An 18,749-nucleotide genomic window follows, 5' to 3' on the forward strand; every position below is an offset into this window, starting at 1 on the left:
ATCGGGCGATTACGGCGAAGCCCGAAGCAGTGGTGCGCAGTTCATGGGCAGCCCGGGTTGGCAGACACTTCCTGGCTGGCCTCGCGCAGCATGCTCGCCACTTCCGCTGCGTTGCGTGCGGTATACACACGACCGCCAGTATTCTCGGCGATGCAGTTGGAGAGTTCGCTGTCGCTGATATTGACCACATTGACCCGCAGGCGCGGCTGCTGGCGGGCTATGCTGCGTGACACGGCGCAGGCGTTGCGTTCGCAGCCGTCCTCGCCATCGACGAACATCACCACCAGGGCATCGTGCAGACGGCCATCGACCTGGCTGGCGGCGAGTTCCAGGCTGCTGGCCAGCGGCGTTCCGTCATTGGCGCCGAGCTGCTGCACGCCGCGTTTCAGTTGAGCTCGCTGGCTCTGGCTGAACAGGCCCTGGTCGATCTGGTTGTAGCAACCATCGAAGGTGATCAGCCGGGTATCGATGTCGGGGTGCAGGTTGTCGAGCATGCCGACGAACGCCTGCTTGGCCACCGACAGGCGGGTTGGCTCGCTGAGGACGCGCACCCGGCGTGGGTTGGTGTCCGGCAGGTTGCCGCCGAGCGTATTGATCCACTGCTCGTCCTCGGGCGAGGCGTCGATGTTGAGGTTCATCGATCCGGAGGTATCCAGCACCACAGCGAAATCCGGCGCTCGTGCACCTTCCGGCTGGCAGGCATAGCTGGTCATGGGCGTGGGGTCGATCAGATGCAGCAGGTAGCCACGCCAGAACCAGAGCAGCCAGAGCAATAGAAGCAGCAACAGGGGCAACAGCAGCCACCACAGTGACAGGCGCAGCCGCCAGGTTTTGCGCGGCGCAGGCGTTGAGCGGGGCGGCAGTGGTGGGGCTGCTGGCGCGACCGGAGGCGGTGGCGGCAGGCCCCAGCGCACCACCAGCGGTTCATCGTTGAGGCTGTAGAGATTGGCCAGGTCCGGCGCACCGATCAGGCTGCGCAGGCTGGCGGCGGTGTCGTCCTGGCCACGGTTCTGCAGCTCGTTGGCCAGATGGCCAATGGCGTGCTGGCGCTGGTGATATTTTTCCAGCAGCCGGCGCTGCTGGTCGGCGTTCAGTTCGGCGTAGGGGTGCGGCTGACCCGCCAGCTCCGACCACCATTGCAGGTTTCCGTCGTCGCCCGTTCGCGGCGTGGCGTACAGGCTGGCGACGCTGGGCGGGAAATGCCGGCGTATCAGCTCGACCTTGGCGTCGAGTGCCGATAGCGCCTGCTGGGGATAGGTTGCCGAGTCGCGTGTCACCCGCTGCATGAAGCGAATTCCTGAAAAATGAAGGCCGCCAGCGACGGCCCTTGGAAGCCGTGAGCCGTGTCACTCGTAACCCAGGCTCAGTTGCAGACGGCTGACCTTCTGCTGCAGCGCCTTGAGTTCCTGCTGGCGTGCGGCGATGTCGGCAGCACTGCCACCGCTGCTCGGGCTGCGCTGGAGGTCCTGTTCCAGGGCTGCGATCTGCTGCTGGACCTGGCCCTTGCTGGCGTGCCGGCTCTTGAGCTGGCTCAGCAGACTGTTCAGCGACTGCTGCAGGCTGGCCTGCCGCTGGCGCTGGGCGTCCAGACTCTGGCGAGTGGCCTGCTGCTGCGCGCTGATCTCCTCGTACACCCGGTGAAACAGCTCGTTTTCTGCGCGTGCGTCCAGCAGTTCCTGCTCACGCTGCTGGATCTGCGCGCTATAGCCGCCGGAGTGGTCGCACTGCATCTTGGTGATCAGGCTCGCGTCGTTGTTGGCGGAGTTGCAGTTGGTCGGCGCGGTGGCGCAACCGGCCAGTGTCAGCGCCGCGAGGGCGGGAAACAACAGTCGAAGGTTCATGTGCGTCGCCTCAGAGGATGTTTACAAATTACTGCGCTCGACCATGCTGCGTTGAAATCAGCCTCAAAATGCTCATGTACTACTCGTACACTCCGCTTGATTCGCTGCGCTCACCCTACGGGCCAGCCTGCGGCTGTTACTTCGCTGCGCTATGTTTCTCGGCTGATTTCGCCTTGCCTGATCTTCGCTCGCTACTTTTCTAAACACCCTCTCAGCCCAGGGTGATCGCGGAGCGTTGGCTGTAGAGGCCGTCGACTTCCTGCTGCAGGGCCGCGACCTTGAGGTTCATCTTGCCGATTTCCTCTTCGATCCTGGCCACGTCGGAGCCCGCGCCACTTTCACGCTCGAGCTTGGCGGTCTTCTCGTATTCGGCGACCTTGTTGCGCATGTTGCCCAGCTCCTTGCGCATCAACGCCAGGTTCTGGTCGACGCCAGCCAGCTCCTGCTCGGCCTGGGCCTTGTCCAGTTGCTTGTTCTTGATCGACTTCTGGATGGCGGCGATGCTCTGCTCGTCGTCGCGAATGACGCGCTGCATGGTTTCGGTACGGGCAGCGACTTGCTCGGTGTCTTTCTGAATGTCGGCGCTCATCACCTGCAGGCGTTCGGCGGTGTTGGCGTACTGGCTACGGCGCTGGTCGTAGTAGTAGTTGGCGCCCATGGCCACGCCGCAGGCGGCGATGCCGGCAACGATGGCACAAGTGGCCTTGTCGCTTGAATTGGACAGGGCGCAGGCCAGGACACCGACCCCGGCAGCGCCAGCGCAGGCGGTGAAGCCCGATTTGCTGAAGAATGCGGCGTCACTGCCCTGGGTCAGGCGCGGGTCGGCGGCCGGCACCGAGTTATCGGTCAGCAGGCTGCCGGTGCTGGCGCAGCCGCTCAGCAGAATGCTGCCCGCCATGACAAAGCCGAGGACGGCCCTGGAAAACAAACCTTGGCTCAGTTTCATGTTGTCGCTCCTTGTGTATTGGCGTTGTGCTTTTTTTCTGATTATCGGGATACGGTCTTGCAGCTGGTCAGCCAGGCGCCGGTGTCGATCTTCTGGGTCTGCAGGAAGGCCTTCTGGTTGGCCCAGTGGGTGCGCAGATAGGGCTTGAGCTCCTGCAATTGCTTGTTGCGACCGATGAGCTCTTCCATCACCGGCAGCTGTTTCTGTAGCAGCGGCTGGCCATAGAGGGTGGCCGACTCCACCAGGCTGCTGGCGTAGTAGCGGCTGAGTTTGTGCAGGCGGTCCTGCTGTTCGTCGAGCTTGTCCTTGCGCATCGGGCAGCTGGGGTCCTGCTCGCCTTCGGCGCAGTTGAGGTCGTAATTCTTCTGCAGGAAGTCCAGGTACTGGCCATCATCGAGCATCTTGGTGCAGAGGAAGGCACCGAGGTTGAGGCTGGCGCGAATGGCCTGGTCGCGCGCCTCTTCCTGCTGCTGGTTGCTGGCGCGCAGCTGGTTTTCCAGCGACTTGAGCTGATCCTTCAGGGCCTGGTCCTCGACGCCGGAGGCCAGTGCTTCGAGCGCCTGCACCGTACCCTTGTCCTTGGCGACAGCAGTCTCTTCATCACCGCTGCCGAGCTTCTTCCAGCTGCTTTCGATGCTGGCGACCCGCTCGCGCGAGGTCAGAGTCGGCGACACCAGCGCCAGGCGCAGGCCGGTGGTCCTGTTTTTCACCTGGCCCTGGGCGTTGTAGTAGGGCTCTTCCTTGCGCAGTGCGGTGCGCATCTCGCCCTGTGCGGTCAGGTAGTTGCCGCCACGCACCACGTAGCCACCGGCCTGGCCGTGCTGGCGGTCGAGCTTGTTCAGGCGGAAGGGCTCGAAGATCATCTCGTCGGCGTTGCCGAGCATGTCGTGCAGCCCAAGCGGATTGGGCTTGAGCAGGCCGGACAACTGCAACTGGCCGTTGGCCGACTGCGAGCCGGCGAACCATTCATGGCCGTTCAGCCCCTCAGCCATCGGGTAGCGACCGTCGCGGAATTCGGCTGTGCCGACCTCCAGCCCGCCGCGTGCGGCAAATTCCCATTCGATCTCGGTCGGCAGCCGGACGAAACCCAGGGCGCCGTCTTCCTTCGGCAGCTTGTCCGCCGCGTGCTGGCGCAGCCACAGGTTGTACTTGTCCGAAGCCTGCAGCGCATCCAGCCAGCTGACCGCCACCACGGGCAGGCGCAACTTGTTGGAGGGCGTCGGGCAGTTCTCGTCGGTCAGGGCGCGGTACTGCAGCTGGGTCATTTCATATTTGGCCAGCAGGTAATAGCGCGACTTCTCTGAACCATTGGAGGTGAAGCTGCCGGCGATAAAGGCCGGGCGGGTCTGCTCGACGTAGCCCCATTCAGCGCTGTCCTGGCCGATGTTGATGGGGTAGTCGTCCAGCGGGCCGGCCATCGGAATATGCACCTTGCGAAACACCATGGAACCGTCGCAGGGCATGGGCAGGACCACGTCGTCGGCTTCGGGCATGGGGTTGAAGTGTTTCTCGTCCCAAGCGGCGAAGGCCTGGGTGCAGGCCAGACCGAGCGGCAACAAAAGGAAACGGCACCAGTTTCTAGAGTTCACGCAGACTCTCCGCAGGTTCGATGCTGATGGCGCGCAATGCGCCGACGAGGGCTACCAGCGCGGCCACCAGCAGCGCCAGCGACAGGGCGATCAGCCCATGCCAGAAGGTGATGTCGCAGACGAAGCTGCCGGTGGCCTGGCTGCTGCCCAGCAGATGATTGAACAGCAGGCTGCCGACGCCATAGCAGGCCAGCCCACCGAGATAACCGGCGCTGCTGAGAAACAGCGCCTGCAGTACCAGGTAGCCTGCCACCGCTCCACGCTGGAAACCCAGCAGGCGTAGCAGCGCCAGACTGCGCCGCTTGCGGTCGATGTTGGCGAGGAAAGCGCCTACCAGCGAAGCGATGCAACCCACCAGCGAAGCGCCGGCGATCACCCCGAAGATCACCCCCAGCACATGGTTGATGGCCTTGACCGCGTCGATCTCGGCCAGGCGGCTGGTGGTTTCGATATGTTGTTCGTTGAGCCAGCGCTCCAGTGATGCAACGCTGTCGATATCCCGTGCATACAGCCGCGCGCGGGCGTAACCGGGTGCCAGGCCCTCGGTAGAATGGCCGTTGTGCGCGCCCAGCGCGGGCACCTGATAGCCATCGCGAAAGCGCTCCAGCCCCAGCAACAGCTCGGGGGTGACGAAGGCGGCGGGGCGAGCGAAACGGGCCGGATCGAGTACCGCCAGCACCTGTAAAGCCTGCTCGCCGCGCTCGTTGACGCCGTTGAGCCGGCGCGTGACCCGTAGCCGCAGCGAGTCCCCAGCCTGGACGTCCAGACGCTCTGCGGCACGTGCGCTGAGAATCACCTGATTGCCACGCAGTGCGCTCAATGGCGTGTCGAGCAGCGGATCGCCGGCCTGGGTGGGAATGATTTCGGCATTCTCGACAAAGCGCCGGCTGGCGCCCAGCAGGTCGGCCTGGGTGTTCAGCGAGCGGGTCTGGCCGATGGCGAAGCCGGTTTCCGGGCGCTGTTGCAGTCGTGTGAGCCAGGCTGTGTCGTAGCTGCCGCTGCTCAGCAGCTTGATTTCCAGATTGCGCGGATCGCGCAGCAGCTCGTCCTGCAACTGGCTGACCACGCCGTGCTTGAGGCCGAACAGCAGCAGCAGCGGGGCGATCACCGCCACCAACGAAGCGGCCACGCACAGCGATACCTTGCGGTCGTGCCAGAGATCGCTCAGGGCCAGCCTGCCGAGCAGGATGAAGCGATCAAGCCGCAGGGACAAAATGTGTCTCCCCCTCGCTGCTGACAGCGCCCAGCCGCGCCAGGCCGAACTCGTCGATCAGCGCCCAGTCGTGTGAAACCACCAGCGCGGTCAGCCCCAGCTCCCGCACCAGGCCCAGCAGCAGCTCGAACAGCCGCCGTGCATTGTGCGGGTCGAGCGCCGCGGTGGGTTCGTCGGCTAGTAGCAGTTGCGGCTCATGGGCGATGGCCCGCACGCAGGCCACGCGCTGACGCTCGCCGATGGACAGGGCCTGGGGATATTTGTCGAGCAGCGGTTGCAGGCGCAGCACGTCAAGGGCTTTTTCGACATGGGCGCTGCGCACGGGCAGGCCGAGCAGGCGGCGCGGCAGGCTGATGTTGTCGCGCACCTTGAGAAAAGGCAGCAGGCCACCGCTCTGCAGGACGAAACCCAGCTGGCGCGAACGCACCGCCGCCAGCGCCGGCTGGTCATCGTTTTGCAGCAGCTGACGGATATCCAGCCGCTCACGTCCCAGCCGGTAGTGCGTCAGCGCCTGTGGCGCGAGCAGCAGACCGATGGCTTCGAGCAGGGTGCTCTTGCCACAGCCGCTTTCGCCGGTGATGGCGCGAATCTCGCCATGGTCCAGTTGCAGGGCCGGCAGACAGACGCGATGCGCCTGGTTGCCGGTGCCCCGTGCCACCCGTAGTCCCTGAATATCGAGCATGGGGTCAGGGCATCATTTCCAGCGGAACCGGATACACGTTGTCGCGCGCGTCACTGTCCTTGGCCAGCGCTACCCAGCGGTCCACATCGGCGTTGTAGCGCTGGTAATGGCGCAGCTTGGTGCTCAGGGTGCGGATGAATTTCTCCTGGGCCAGGCCGTCCCAGCTTTTCCAGGTTTCCTCGTCCAGGTTGAGCACTTCGCTCTGGTAGGGCAGGTCTTCCAGGTACTCGCCGAGCATGCCCAGCTCCGCCAGCCGGGTGTTGTCGCCCTGCTTCAGCTGGTTGGGGTCGGCGCCCATGGTGGCGGCCACCGAGCGCAGGCGCTCGAACATCTCGCTGGGCGAGATCAGGCCCTGGTTGGCGGCGTCGAGGATCTGCTTGAGCACGTCGCTGAGGTCGCTGAGCTGGGATTTGGTCAGTAGCACGCGGACATCGGTGGTCGGCAGGTTCTGCTTGATCAGGTCGCGGTCGCTGATCCAGGCCTGGAACACCGGCGGCGCCTGGGTGCCGGTCTTCTGTCCGAGATAGGCCAGTTGCATGGCGTGGCCTATCAGCGCGGCGTCGTCGAGCATCTTCTGCTCTTCGCTGCTCGCGGCCTGCGGTTCCGCCTTGGCATTCAGCGCGCTGCCGATGGCTTCGTCGCCCATGTAGGCGGCCTTGACCTGGCTGGTGATGGCGCTGGCCAGGGCATCGACCTTGCGCCCGAAGGCGTCCAGATCGCCGGCATTGACCGGGTAATACAGCGAGGTATTGGTGCCCGGATAGGTCGACAACGCCTGATACTGGGCCTCGGCCTTGCCGTGGTTCTTCAGGCCGGCGGCGGTCTTCAGGTGCAGGGTATAGATCGCCACGCCGGGGTTGCTGGCCTCGATGCGTACCTGTTCGGCGCTGAGGCCGGTCCCGGACAGCTTGCTGTCGCCCTCGATGGCGCCGGCGTCACTGATCAGAACCACGTAGCGGGCGCCGAACTGGCTCCAGTCGACCTGATCGATGGCGTGCATGATCCCGGAGTAGGCATCTTCGTCGAAGCTGCTGCTCGATACCCTGGCCTGCCGGAGCTCGGCGACCTTGCTCAGGAAGTCGGCGCCGTCCGTGACGGTGTTGGGGTCGGCGTACATCTTGCTGACGTACTCCAGGCCTGGTACGGCCTGGGTGCTGGAGCGGAAGGCGACCAGACCGAACTTGACCTGCTTGCCGAGGTTCTCCACGGCGATCTGCGCGTAGACCTTTTTGATCGCTTCGCGGGTGCGCTCGATATAGGGGTCCATGGAAATGGTCGAGTCGATGACGAACACCACCGCCGCGCTGAATTCCTTGAGCTGGCTGGTGATAGCCGGCTGGCTGGTGCCGCCGGTTGCGCTCGTGATGCCCGCCGCGTTGCCGCCGGGCGTGGATTGCGTGTCGGCCTTGCTCACCGAGGCCACGTTGAGCAGGCGCATGCGGAAGCCTTCTTCGCTCATCACCTCTTCGCCGCTGAGCACCGGCAGCAGGTAGAACTCCTTCTGCAGATCGACGAAGAATTCCGGCTCCTGAGCCAGTACGCCTGGCGCCGGCCGGCCCTGCTTGAGCTTGGCCCGCAGCGGCGCGACATGGCTGACCGGGTCGGGCGCATCGAGGATGCCTTCCAGGGTCGGGCGCTCCTTGAAGAACAGCAGGCGGTCACGATTGGCCGGGTTGGTGAAGGCCAGGGTCAGCTGCATCTTCCAGTCCACGGTACAGGCCGCCGGCAGCCAGCCGATGCTCTTGCCATAGCTGTCCGGGCCGACGCGCAGCCACTCGGCATTGCCGGCCTGAGCCCGCTCGTAGACGTAGAAGCGACTGAACGCCGGCTGTGCTTCACCATTGCCGCCGGCAGTGGCGCTCAGCTGGCAGTTGGGCGTGGTCAGCACGCGCTGGAACAGGGTCTGCTTGCCTTCTTGCAACAGGGGCTTGTCTGCCGCCTGCAAGGTGGCGCTGGCGCATAGCGCCAGCAGGGCCGCACAGGAAATACGCAGGCTCACGGCTGCAGCTCCTCGAAGCGTTGCCGGGCCTGGGCGTCATCCGGGACCGAGGCGAGGATGGTTTCGTACCAGTAGGCCGCAGTCGCCGCATCCGGCTCGGCGAAGCAGGTGCTGGGCTGGTGGAACTGAGGGTCGTATTCGCGTGCATAGGCATGGGCGATCTGCACATCGCCGGCCTGGGCGCGATTGGCGTACAGGCGCTGGGCGATACCGCAATGGCCCGCAGTCTTGGCGGTGGCGATGATCTCAAGCAGCGCGGCGCTGTCCGGTGCCTCGCGGATGCAGTTCTGCACGAAACTCAGCTCGCTCTGGCTGGCCATGCTTTCCAACGTGCAGGGGCCGGCGGCGACTGGCTCGCTGGCTGCGGCGGGTTCGGTTGCTGTGGGCGGCGTCTCGACCGGCGTTTCGACCGCCGGCTTCTTCAGCCAGAACCAGAGGCCCAGGGCGATTGCCAGCAAAACCAGCACGCCCAGGATCAGCGGCAGCAGGCTGCGCTTCTTCGCCGCTGGCTCGGGGCTGACAGGCTCAGCGACAACCGGCTCGGGCTCGACGCTGATCGGCTCCGCGGCAGGCTGCGGCTCGGGCAGCTCCAGTGTCGGCAGGTCCGGGATTTCCACAGCAGGCGTCTCAGGAACGGCGCTCAGGTTGCCGCCATCATAGAGGGCGCGCGTTTCGCCACCGGCAATCGACGACAGCAGGCCCTGGCCGGGGAGCACCACGCCCTGGTCAGCGAGGCCGCCATCGAGTTCGCGCAGCTCGATACGGTAATTGGAGCTGCCGCTGCCTTCGAGCAGGGGATCGACCACTTCGGGACCGATCGGAGTTTCCAGCACGTCCTCGTCGGCGCCCTGGTTGAAGCGCGGCACCTGGAACCAGAACGGGTTGTTGCTCCACTGGCGGTTACCCTGCAGGTAGAGTTGGTCCTGGTTGCGCTGGATAGAAAACTCCAGTCTCTCGCTGGCGCCGCGCCATTTCTTCACGGCCAGCCGGGCCTGGCCGGGAATGTTCGGCTCAAGGGCCAGCAGATCGACACGTATGGTCATGAATTATCTCGCTTGGAAGGACTGCAGCACACGGCCCAGCCATTCATTCTGTTCAATGGTGATTTCGCGTCCGGCGCTGTGCCCGGCATTGTCCTCTGTGATCCGGTACAGCCCGGATAGCCAGTCGCCGAGGAACAGCTTGGACTGGTTGGCTGGCTGCGCGGGCAGCTCGGGTAACTGACCCGGCTGCGGATGGCGATAGAAGGCGAACAGGTGATCCTTTTCGCCGATCAGGCTCTTGGGTCGCTCCTCCACTGGTTTTTGCAGGTTGCCGAACCAGGACACGTAGTCGCGCAGCATCAGTTGCACTGTCAGCACCTGGCGTTGCACCAGCTGGTCGCGTCGCGCGCCGCTTTGCGCGCGCTGCTGCAGCGCGCGGCTGAGCTGGTCGGGCACATCGAGGCGGTAGGCGGCGGTGATCAGCTCGTCCACCACGGCCTCGACGATCTTGCGCTCAAGGCCCAGCAGCGTGAGCAGGTTCTGGCGGTTGCTCAGCTCGCGCAGGTGGCTGATCCAGGCCTTGAATACGGCCCTGGCGAAACGGTGCTCGCTGCTCTGCTGTTGCGGTGCCGCTACCTTGGCCGTTGGCGCTGAGCTGCTGGCGCCGCTGTCTGCAGCGAATACATCGCCGAAATCGAAGCCGCCATCGTTGCCGTACAGACTTTGCGGGGCGGCCTGCGCCACCTCTTCTGTGCCTTCGAGCGTTTCCTCTTCCACTTCGTAGGCGCCGCTCAGATACAGGTCGCGCACGCTGTCACCGGGCAATTGCAGATGGTCGATCAGCTCGCCGAGCACCGGTAGCCTGCGGCCCAGATCCTGCAGAATCATCTGTGCCTGGGCACGCTTGAGTGCCAGCGCGCCTTCGCCATCCTTGTGATACCAGCCGTCGAGGCTGTGCAGCAGATCCTCTTGGCAGCGTTCCAGTTGCTCGTTGATGCGGTCGAGCTTGAAGTCCAGGTGGGCAACGCGGCCCAAGTACTGGCTGATGCGTTGGATGCCGCCATCGTTCAGCGCCATCATCGCCTGCCAGGCTTCGTCCGGCTGGGCGATGTGTTCACGCACAGCCGGCGCCTCGACGAAGGTGCGACCCAGCAACTGCAATTGCTGCTGATAACGCGCCAGCATGCCCAGTTCGTCGTAGCTGCCTTCCGCCATTTCGACGAAAGTGGCCATCGGCAGGCGTGGCTTGCGCACCAGGTAAGTGTTGTTGAATGGCTGGCCGGCCCAGTTCTGGATCCACTCGTACTGGCCGAAGCGCTCCAGCATGGTCTTCTTAAGCAGGCCGTCCCAGCCCGCAAGAACCATGCTCTCGTCCTGTTCCAGCATGGAGCCGATCTGCATATCGAACATGGTCAGCGCCCAGATCAGGCCGGGGGTGCGCTTGCCGCGTTCCTGGGCGGTGGCGCCCTGGGTCTTTTCGATCCAGCGGGTCAGTACCGGGCCGACATCCTTGACGTCGATCTGCTTGGACGAGCTGGTGCAGACCACCAGGCTGTTCATTTCCTGGCTGTCGGTATAACGCTCAAAGAGGTAGGCGACCTTACCGCGCAGCAACAGTTGCGACACTGGATTGCCGCCCTGAGTGCTCGCCTGGCTGCCGGCTTCGCTGACCGAGCGGATGCCCAGGCGTCCGCGATAGCCGGGGAAGTCCAGCAGATCGACCTGTTCAACCTGCGGGTCGCGTGTCGGGTTGATGAGCGGGAAGATCATCTCGGCGGTCAGCGCAGCCAGCTGCACCACCGGAATGCCGACTGCCGGCAGCAGGCTCTGGCCCGGCGCCGGGCAGACTTCGACCGGCAGATCGCGACTGCTGCCCAGGCGCTCGAGCATGTCCACGTTCATGATGCTGTCGCGCTGGGAGTAGCCTTCGCCGTCACGGCTGACCAGCACACTCAGCGGTGCGAACACCCGTGGCGCATGGCCCAGGCGCTGCAGCGTGGAAGCCAGCTGGATATAGAGGTTGGTCAGCTCCGGCTGCTCGCCCCAGAGAATCGAGAACAGCTCGGCGCGCTGGGTGCAGCTCAGGCGTGGCGCCAGTTCCATTGCCCGCGGCCAGTAAAGATGCTCCAGCTTGCGGATCGACTTCTCGAAGTTGTCGCGCAGGTAATCCCACAGCGATACCACGTCATCGGCGCTGACTCCGGCCTGCGCGGCGTTCATGGCGCCACTTTCAAAGGGCTTGAGAATACGCGCGATGCGCGGTTCGTCGAGTTCGTAGTCGACCAGCTCCTGGTTGAAGTCGTTGAACCAGGCGTTGGCCAGAATCTTGGCCAGCTCGATCTCGCTGAACAGCTTGAGCTCTACCGGATGGCTGGCCGGCCCCGACTGCGCTGTGCGGCTGAAGCGGGTGACCAGACCGGTGGCCTCCTTGCCGCCACCCGGCGGGTTCACATGCCTGATGAAATCCAGCCGGGTATCGCCGTAGGTGGTTTCCAGTTTGCCGCTGCCATTCGCCGCCAGCGCCGAGATCAGGTACGACTTGCCGGCCTGGGACAGGCCGAAGAAGCCGATGGTCATGGGTGTGCCGGCTACCCGGCCAAGGCTGCGCGCCAGGTTGCGCGCGCGGTGCAGCTTGAGGTTGAAGCTGTCGGCCTCGCTGTCCAGACGCGGTGCGTTGCCGCGTACTTCGTGAATCCACTCCAGGGCCTGGCCGGCGCCTTCGTGAATGGCCGTCCAGGCGGTGCTCAGTTGGTTCTGTTTGGGGGTCAGGTTGCTCATTTGCGCTTCACACTTCCGCTGTCCAGCCAATACTTGGTATCGCTCAGCCCGGCATCGAGCATGGTGTTCAGCTCCAGCTCCAGGTCACTGCGCGGGTTGAACACGACCTTGCTGCTATTCGATTCGACGTTGGCGATGGCCAGCCGGTCGCTGATCAGGCCTTGCTTCTTGGTGCGTCTGTCGCGGGTATCGAGTTGGAAGCGAATCTTCAGCAGCGGCGCTTCACCTTCTGCATCGGCGCGGGAAAACTTCTCGCGCCCGACCTTGGTGAAACGCAGGGTGTACAACGGCGATGCAGCCCAGCGTTCGGCGGTCAACTGGCGGAAGCCCAGGCGCAGGTCACCGCGCATCTCCAGTTGCGGGGTGTCGGTTTCGTCACCTTCACCGAGCAGTGGCAGGCTGATCTTGCCGTCCTCGGAGACGATGTCGCGGTAGAGCACGTCGGCATCCTTGATGACGTTGTTCAGGTCGATCACGCCGATGTGCTTGATGGTCGAGTAGGGCTTGAGCGCCGCCGAGCGGAAATAGAAATTCGGCACGCTGTGGTTGGCGCACAGCAGGCAGAGCATGGCGCCGACCGAGGCGGTGCTTTTCGGGTCGTCGATCAGGCCGCTCTTGTGGAAGGGATACCAGCCGCCGGTGCGGTAGTTCTGCAGCGGCAGGATGCGTCCCGGTGGCAGCGGCAGCATCTTGCGGATGAAGGCCTGCACGCCAGGCAGACGCGAGGGCCGCCCGGTCAGCAGGAGCATGTCGCACGGATACTGGAAGATCACTTCGCACAGGGCGCTGAGCGTCTTGGTCAGGTTGATCTTGTCGTTGAGGAAGGCCGCGTGCAGTTGCTGCAGATCGAAGCTGATCGGTACCTGCAGCAGGTCGAACAGCGTCTGCCCACCCACCTCACGGCGTACCGCGCTGCAGACGTACTCCCAGACGCTTTCATTCACCGCCTTTTCACCGAGCAGCTCGGCATAGCTGTGGCTGATGACTTCCTGCGGATGCTCCGGGTCGTACTGCTCGTAAGCCTTGAGCAGGGCCAGGCCCAGCGGGGTGAAGACCTGCAGGTTGAGCTGCTGGCGGAGGATGGCGTCCTGGGCGCTGACCGATTCGTCGCCGCACAGACGCGACATCAACGCACTTGGGCTGCGTACCCCGGCAACCTGCAGAGCCTTCTCGAAGCTGGGCAGGATGAAGTCCTGGATCATGTCCAGCAGAATGTCGTCGCCGGCCACCTTGAAGCCATCGCGAAAGCGCTGTTCCGGCACGATATGCACATTGCTGCCGCTGCCGCCATTGCCGGCGCGATCCAGACGGTAATCGGTGATTACCAAGTCGGTGGTGCCGCCGCCGATGTCGATGGTGGCCAGGGTGATGCGTTCGCGGTCGGCCTTGTCCGGGCGCGCCAGGGTGGCGAAGAACTCTTCCGGGTGACCGGCGAAGTTCTCGTTGACCTCGGTGTAGAGGTAGACCAGTTGGCCGCAGGAGGCTTCGTCCCACTCGACGCGGATGCTCGGAATCGGTGTGCGCGCGCTGCTGACTTCTTCCTCGTGCGGGTCTTCCTCGCCGGTGTGCCAGCCGAGGCTTTTCCAGACCAGGCCGATGGCCTGCAGCATGCGCTCGTTGAGGATGCTGCGCTCGGCTTGGGGCATGCCCGGCGGCACGGTGAGGATGATGCTGTTGAGCTGGCGCGGCACTCGCGTGTGGCCCTGGCGCGAGCGCTGGGCCGGGCTGTTGATCTGCGACAGCGCCTGGGCCAGGACCTCGGCCAGCATGAAGGTCATCAGCGAGCTGCGCGAGTAGCGCGGCATGAACACCGGCAGGCGGTCATCCTCGTCGAGGCTGTACAGCGCCTCGCCGGTTTCGTTGATCAGATGCGAGAACGGCGCGGCGGTGGCGTAGGGTTCGCTGTCGCCCTTGATGTAGGAGCAGTTGAAGCGCCAGCCATGGCCGTAGGCATTTTCGTCCCAGAGGTAGCGCTTGGGGCTGGACAGCCCGGTCGAGCCTTCGGTGCCGCGGCGACGGCTGGCCAGACGCCCGGCCTCGCTGCCGACACGGGCGATGGTGGGCCACTGGAAGGCGTCGTGGCGACCGCTCTTGACCGAGAACTGATCCTTGCCGAAGTTGGCCTGGGCGAATTCCACGCGGCTCTCGAACGGCTGGTTGTAGGTGTGTTCGGGCGTGATCAGGTCGCGCAGTTCCAGCACGTAGTTGTGCTTGAGGCCCGAGCCCGCCTGACCGTGGTTCTCGATCAGGATGCCGCAGGTGCGCGAGTTGCCGACGTCCAGCACCAGATCCACCGGGATAGGCTTGACCTGGCCATTGACCTCGTTGGCGACTACCTTGATTTCCGGGATTTCCACCTTGGCGCGGGCATTGGTCTGCTGTGCAGCGACCGGGCGGGCCATCAGGCTGAGCAGGTTGAGGTAGTGCGCCAGATGATGGTTTTCGCGCACCTCGATGTCGATTTCCTCGCGCGGGCGATGCGCGTTGCCTTCGAGGAAGACTTCCAGCAGCCATTCCCTGACCCAGCCCTGGTCAAGGAACCAGCGGGTATCGCGGATGTTGCAGGCCAGGCGGAAAGCCACGCCGGAGCTGACGTCTTCCTGGTTGGGTGCGAGGTAGGCAGTGCCATCCTGGCGGGGCATGACCCGGCTGTCGAACGCCAGTGTCAGGCGATGGCTGTTGCCGTCGATGTCCGGTGTGGGCAGCTTGATCAGGCGCATGCGTGCCCAGTTGCTCGGGCCTTCGTCGTAGCGATGGGGTGGCATGAAGCGAAAGAAGGGAATCGGCAGCCAGAGGCCATCGAGCAACTCCAGGCTGCTTTTCATGTCGAGGCTGAAAGCGGGCTTGGTCTTCTCGATCTTCTCCGGCTCGGGCTCGTAGAAGTAGAAGTCCTTTTCCTCGTTGTACAGCAGGCGGGTCAGCAGGCCGCTGGTCAGTGGGGCGAATTCACCCGGCGGCTCCTTGCGCAGGTCCAGCGCAAGGGCGAAATCCATGAACTGGATGCCGGTATCGCTGATCAGGGTGACCGTATCTTCGAATTGGGTAACTTCAGGCAACATTGGATTCATCCAGTCTTATTCGCCAGCACGGCGCATGGACATCGGGAAGCGTTCGTTTCCGTAGCTGCCCGTGCAGTCCGCGATGCTCTGGGCGCCTTTGGCGCAGGTGACCTGCGGCATGTCGTAATTGCTGCCATCGGCACAGGCGGCCTGGCCTTGGCTGTCGATGGCCAGGCTGCCGTTGTTCATGGCGGCGGTGACCGGGCCGGAACAGTCCACGCCATCCGGGCGGCGTACCGTGACCTCACCCTTGCCGTCATCGAAACGGTATTGCAGGCGCAGCGGCTTGCCGGTGCGGCGATCCTGGATGCCGGCGCCGGCGCGCCAGTCACCATTGAGGAAGTCTGCCGGGCCGTTGCCGGCCTGCTCGGGAATGCTCAGCGGCTCTTGCGGGTCTTGGGGCAGTTGCGGTGGTTGCGGCTGCTCGGCAGGCTGCGACGGCTCGGGCTGTGGTTCATCAGCCGGCTGCTCAGGCTCCGCTTCCGGTTCAGGCAGTGCCGGCGGCTCTTCGGTGGGTGCCTCGTTCGGTTCCGGCTCGTTACCCGGCCCGGTGGGCTCGGGTGCTGGCGAATCTCCATTGCCCTCTGGTAATCCGGGTACGCCGCTGGGCCCGCCATTGCCGACACCACCGGAGCCGTTCAGGCCCAGCCCGCCAGCCGGCAATGAACCACTCGGCAGTTGCGGCGTGGACAGTGTTGGCAGGTTCACCTGGGGCAGGTCCGGCAAGCTCGCATTCGGCATGCAGCCGCGCAGCAGGCTGAGCAACAGCAGCGTCAGCAGTAGAAGCAGCAGCGGCCACAGCCACCACCAGCGCCGCCACCAGGGGCGGGTGACGACCGGCACTTGCTCGACGGGTGCCGCCGCCAGTGGAGCCGCCACGCTCGGCGCTGGCGTCACGGGCATGCTGGGCGCCGGCTCGCTGCGTGGATACAGGCAATGCAGCGGTTCCAGGCTACGGTCGGCATCAGCATGCTGAAAGCCCCAGAAGGTCAGTACCGGCTTGCCGTTGACCAGGTAGACGAAGCTTTCATCAGGGAAGTAGATGACCCGCTTGAGCAGCTTGCCGAACACCGCCTTGTCGCCCTGCTGGCCAGCCGGATCGCTGCCGAGGAAGCGGGTGCTGAGATCGTCCAGCGCGGTCTTCAGCCTTTCGAGTTGCTGCCTGGCCGGCGCGCGCTCTTCTTCGGTGGCCGAGGTCCAGGGAATCACATCGCCGGTAATGCCGCTGTACCAGTCGATCTGATTGCCCAGTTCGTCGCTCTGCGGTATCGCCAGATGATCGACGAGAGTCGGATCCTTGCGCCGAATGGCCTCGCGCAGTTGCAGAGCGGCCCGATAGACCGGCTGCCCAGTCTCCCCCAAAGCGGTAAAAGTCTCGCTTTTACCACTGCGTAGCAATGCACCGCGCATCCCTGCTCCAGAACGTGATCAATATGGCGTTCAAACAGAGCCTTGCGCTCCGTCACAATTTGCAACGGACAGTATGGCAAACGGCCTTTCAGGTCAATTTGCCATTAGCACTTTTGAAAACTGCAGGACGCTTCTATGACGACCGTTGTAGGGTTGCACGCATGGCCCTCTGGCCAGCAGCCGCACGACGGCGTTATGGTCGTGACATCTTCTTCCAGGGATGACCCATGGCCAGCAAGTCCAGCACCCCGCACAAGCAGAAATTTCTTGCCGTACTCATCGATGCAGACAATGCCCCGGCGACCATCGTCGAAGCCTTGTTCGAGGAGATCGCCAAATACGGTGTCGCCAGTGTCCGGCGCATCTATGGCGACTGGACCAAGCCCAACCTGGGCAGCTGGAAGAAGGTGCTGCTCGACCACTCCATCCAGCCGATCCAGCAGTTCGCCTACACCTCGGGCAAGAACTCCACCGACAGCGCGCTGATCATCGACGCCATGGACCTGCTCTACACCCGGCGTTTCGACGGCTTCTGCCTGGTCTCCAGCGACAGCGACTTCACCCGCCTGGCCGCGCGCATCCGCGAGGAAGGCCTGACCGTCTATGGCTTCGGTGAGCAGAAGACGCCGTCACCATTCGTCTCGGCCTGTGACAAGTTCATCTACACCGAGATCCTCCGTGCCGCCGCCCTGAAGCAGCCGCCGGAAGCGCCTTCACCGGAAAAGCTCGCCGCCGCCGCTGCCCAGGTCGAAGAGAGCGTCAGCCACGTGGCCAAGCCTCTCGGCAAGGCCGATGCCATCAATTGCCAGCAGGTTCCGGTGGATTTCATCGCCAGGGTGCTCGACGATCTTTCCGAGGAAGACGATTGGATCCAGCTCGGCACCCTCGGGCAGAACATCAGCAAGCTGCGCCCGGCCTTCGACCCCAGGTTGTATGGCTGCAGAAAGCTCAGCGACCTGATCGCCGCCGAGCCCAGACGTTTCGATCTGGAGTCACGTGGCAGCAGCGCCACCGGCGGCCTGGACCTTTACGTGAGATTGCGCAAGCCAGGCAAACCGGAGAAGCAGGGCAAGGCTGGCAAGCGCTGATAGACCGCCGTCGAGTATTCAGTTGGTCCGTCTTTAACGGGCCTTTCTTTCATGAAGAGATACGCACATGAGCTTATGGGATGACCTGAAGCAAAAGGCGGTACAGGCGAACCCGGAAATGGCTGAAAAAGCCTCCCAGGCCCTGAACCGCGCGAAGGAACTTGCTGCCGAAGCCAGCCAGAAAGCTGCGCCGGTCATCAAGGAAGCGACGGAAAAAACCTCGGCTTTCGCCAAGGAAAAGACCCCGATCGTAAAGGCCCAGGCCATGAAGGCCTTCGAAGACGCAAAGGCTCACCGCGCGCAATTGCAGGAGAGAGCCAAGCGCGACAAGGCCGCGCGCGAAGAAATGGTGCGCACGATGTACGACATCACCTTGTCGCCGGATGACGAGAACTTCCTTGAGGAAGGGTTCCGGCATTTTCATCACGAACTACGCTTTTTCTCGTTGACCGGCCAGGTTCTGGATACGCAAAAGCGCGCCAACACCCACCTCTCGGCTTCACATTCCCATAGTGCGAGCAATGGCGGGTACGTCTATGGCGGTTATGGCTCCATGGGTGGAAGCGCGCATTCCTCGATGCACGTCAGCAGCTACACCACCACCGAGCATGAGTTCTGGATCAGGTTGGGCGATGGCAGCGAGGCCTGCTTCGGGTTTGCCGACAGCAGCATCCAGATGCGCACGGGACAGTGGCTGACGCTGGTGTTCGTTCACCCGGCGGAGACCACCAGCGGCCTGCTGTGCGCGATCTACAACCATGCGTCGAAGGCCTACCAGGAGGTGATGTCACCGACCGCGATCAACAGCCGCTTCGGCCTTCACACCGAGCAGCCGGGATTCTTCAACAAGAGGGAGGTCATGGCGACCCAGCTGCGCCTGATGAATGAACTTGATCGAAGGCTGACGCTGATTGGTCAGCACGTTGCGATCCACAATCAGGTTCCGGAGCAGTAAGACGAACTGGAGCTGTACGACCTGCTGAAGAAGGACAGCATGACCCAGGACGAGGCACCTTATTCAGGACGGGACACGCTGTCTAGTCCTGAAATAGGTTTACACCGATTCAGCTAGATTTCGGTACTAAAACGCCCGATGCACGGCATCGGGCGTTTTGTATTTCAGAGACAGATGCGGTCGTTCCGTGTTGTAGACCTCGATGG

13 protein-coding genes are annotated in these 18,749 nt (G+C 63.8%); 2 read left to right on the top strand and 11 right to left on the bottom strand.

Annotated elements, in window-relative coordinates; translation table 11 throughout:
- Positions 1-41: 41 nt before the first annotated feature.
- The 11 genes from G7020_RS07580 to G7020_RS07630 form a co-directional block, all read right to left on the bottom strand.
- On the bottom strand, positions 42-1,286 hold the full coding sequence (locus G7020_RS07580; protein ID WP_181083324.1) for a VWA domain-containing protein: 1,245 nt from the start codon (positions 1,284-1,286) through the stop codon (positions 42-44).
- Between the two features lie 60 nt (positions 1,287-1,346).
- The gene (locus G7020_RS07585; protein ID WP_181083325.1) at positions 1,347-1,841 is read right to left on the bottom strand and encodes a hypothetical protein; all 495 of its coding nucleotides are present in this window, start codon (positions 1,839-1,841) and stop codon (positions 1,347-1,349) included.
- Positions 1,842-2,052: 211 nt separating this feature from the next.
- Positions 2,053-2,787, bottom strand: a complete 735-nt coding sequence (locus G7020_RS07590) for a hypothetical protein (protein ID WP_181083327.1) — start codon at positions 2,785-2,787, stop codon at positions 2,053-2,055.
- Positions 2,788-2,828: 41 nt separating this feature from the next.
- Positions 2,829-4,280, bottom strand: a complete 1,452-nt coding sequence (locus G7020_RS07595; protein WP_181083367.1) for a formylglycine-generating enzyme family protein — start codon at positions 4,278-4,280, stop codon at positions 2,829-2,831.
- Positions 4,281-4,365: 85 nt separating this feature from the next.
- Positions 4,366-5,589: an FtsX-like permease family protein gene (locus G7020_RS07600; RefSeq protein WP_219852613.1), complete on the bottom strand. Its 1,224-nt coding sequence runs from the start codon at positions 5,587-5,589 to the stop codon at positions 4,366-4,368.
- Complete coding sequence (locus G7020_RS07605; protein WP_181083330.1) at positions 5,573-6,271, bottom strand: ABC transporter ATP-binding protein; 699 nt, start codon at positions 6,269-6,271, stop codon at positions 5,573-5,575. The genes G7020_RS07600 and G7020_RS07605 overlap by 17 nt, the downstream gene beginning before the upstream one ends.
- A 4-nt stretch (positions 6,272-6,275) precedes the next feature.
- Positions 6,276-8,270, bottom strand: a complete 1,995-nt coding sequence (locus tag G7020_RS07610) for a VWA domain-containing protein (RefSeq protein WP_181083332.1) — start codon at positions 8,268-8,270, stop codon at positions 6,276-6,278.
- Positions 8,267-9,313 (bottom strand): hypothetical protein, encoded by a 1,047-nt coding sequence (locus tag G7020_RS07615; RefSeq protein WP_181083334.1) that lies wholly within the window; start codon positions 9,311-9,313, stop codon positions 8,267-8,269. Before G7020_RS07615 ends, G7020_RS07610 begins: the two co-directional genes overlap by 4 nt.
- Before the next feature lie 3 nt (positions 9,314-9,316).
- Positions 9,317-12,031 (bottom strand): putative virulence factor, encoded by a 2,715-nt coding sequence (locus tag G7020_RS07620; RefSeq protein WP_181083336.1) that lies wholly within the window; start codon positions 12,029-12,031, stop codon positions 9,317-9,319.
- Positions 12,028-15,090: a virulence factor SrfB gene (locus tag G7020_RS07625; protein WP_181083337.1), complete on the bottom strand. Its 3,063-nt coding sequence runs from the start codon at positions 15,088-15,090 to the stop codon at positions 12,028-12,030. The genes G7020_RS07620 and G7020_RS07625 overlap by 4 nt, the downstream gene beginning before the upstream one ends.
- 15 nt (positions 15,091-15,105) lie before the next feature.
- Complete coding sequence (locus tag G7020_RS07630; RefSeq protein WP_181083339.1) at positions 15,106-16,500, bottom strand: SrfA family protein; 1,395 nt, start codon at positions 16,498-16,500, stop codon at positions 15,106-15,108.
- A gap of 227 nt (positions 16,501-16,727) precedes the next feature.
- On the opposite strand from G7020_RS07630, the gene G7020_RS07635 reads away from it, so the two are divergent.
- Both G7020_RS07635 and G7020_RS07640 read left to right on the top strand, forming a co-directional pair.
- Entirely contained in the window at positions 16,728-17,588 is an 861-nt protein-coding gene (locus G7020_RS07635) for an NYN domain-containing protein (RefSeq protein ID WP_181083341.1), read from the top strand.
- 67 nt (positions 17,589-17,655) lie between these two features.
- Positions 17,656-18,543, top strand: coding sequence for a hypothetical protein (locus G7020_RS07640; RefSeq protein ID WP_181083342.1), 888 nt, complete (start codon positions 17,656-17,658; stop codon positions 18,541-18,543).
- The last annotated feature ends 206 nt before the right edge of the window (positions 18,544-18,749 follow it).

It is taken from the genome of Stutzerimonas stutzeri (assembly GCF_013522825.1).
GTDB lineage: Bacteria > Pseudomonadota > Gammaproteobacteria > Pseudomonadales > Pseudomonadaceae > Stutzerimonas > Stutzerimonas stutzeri_AK.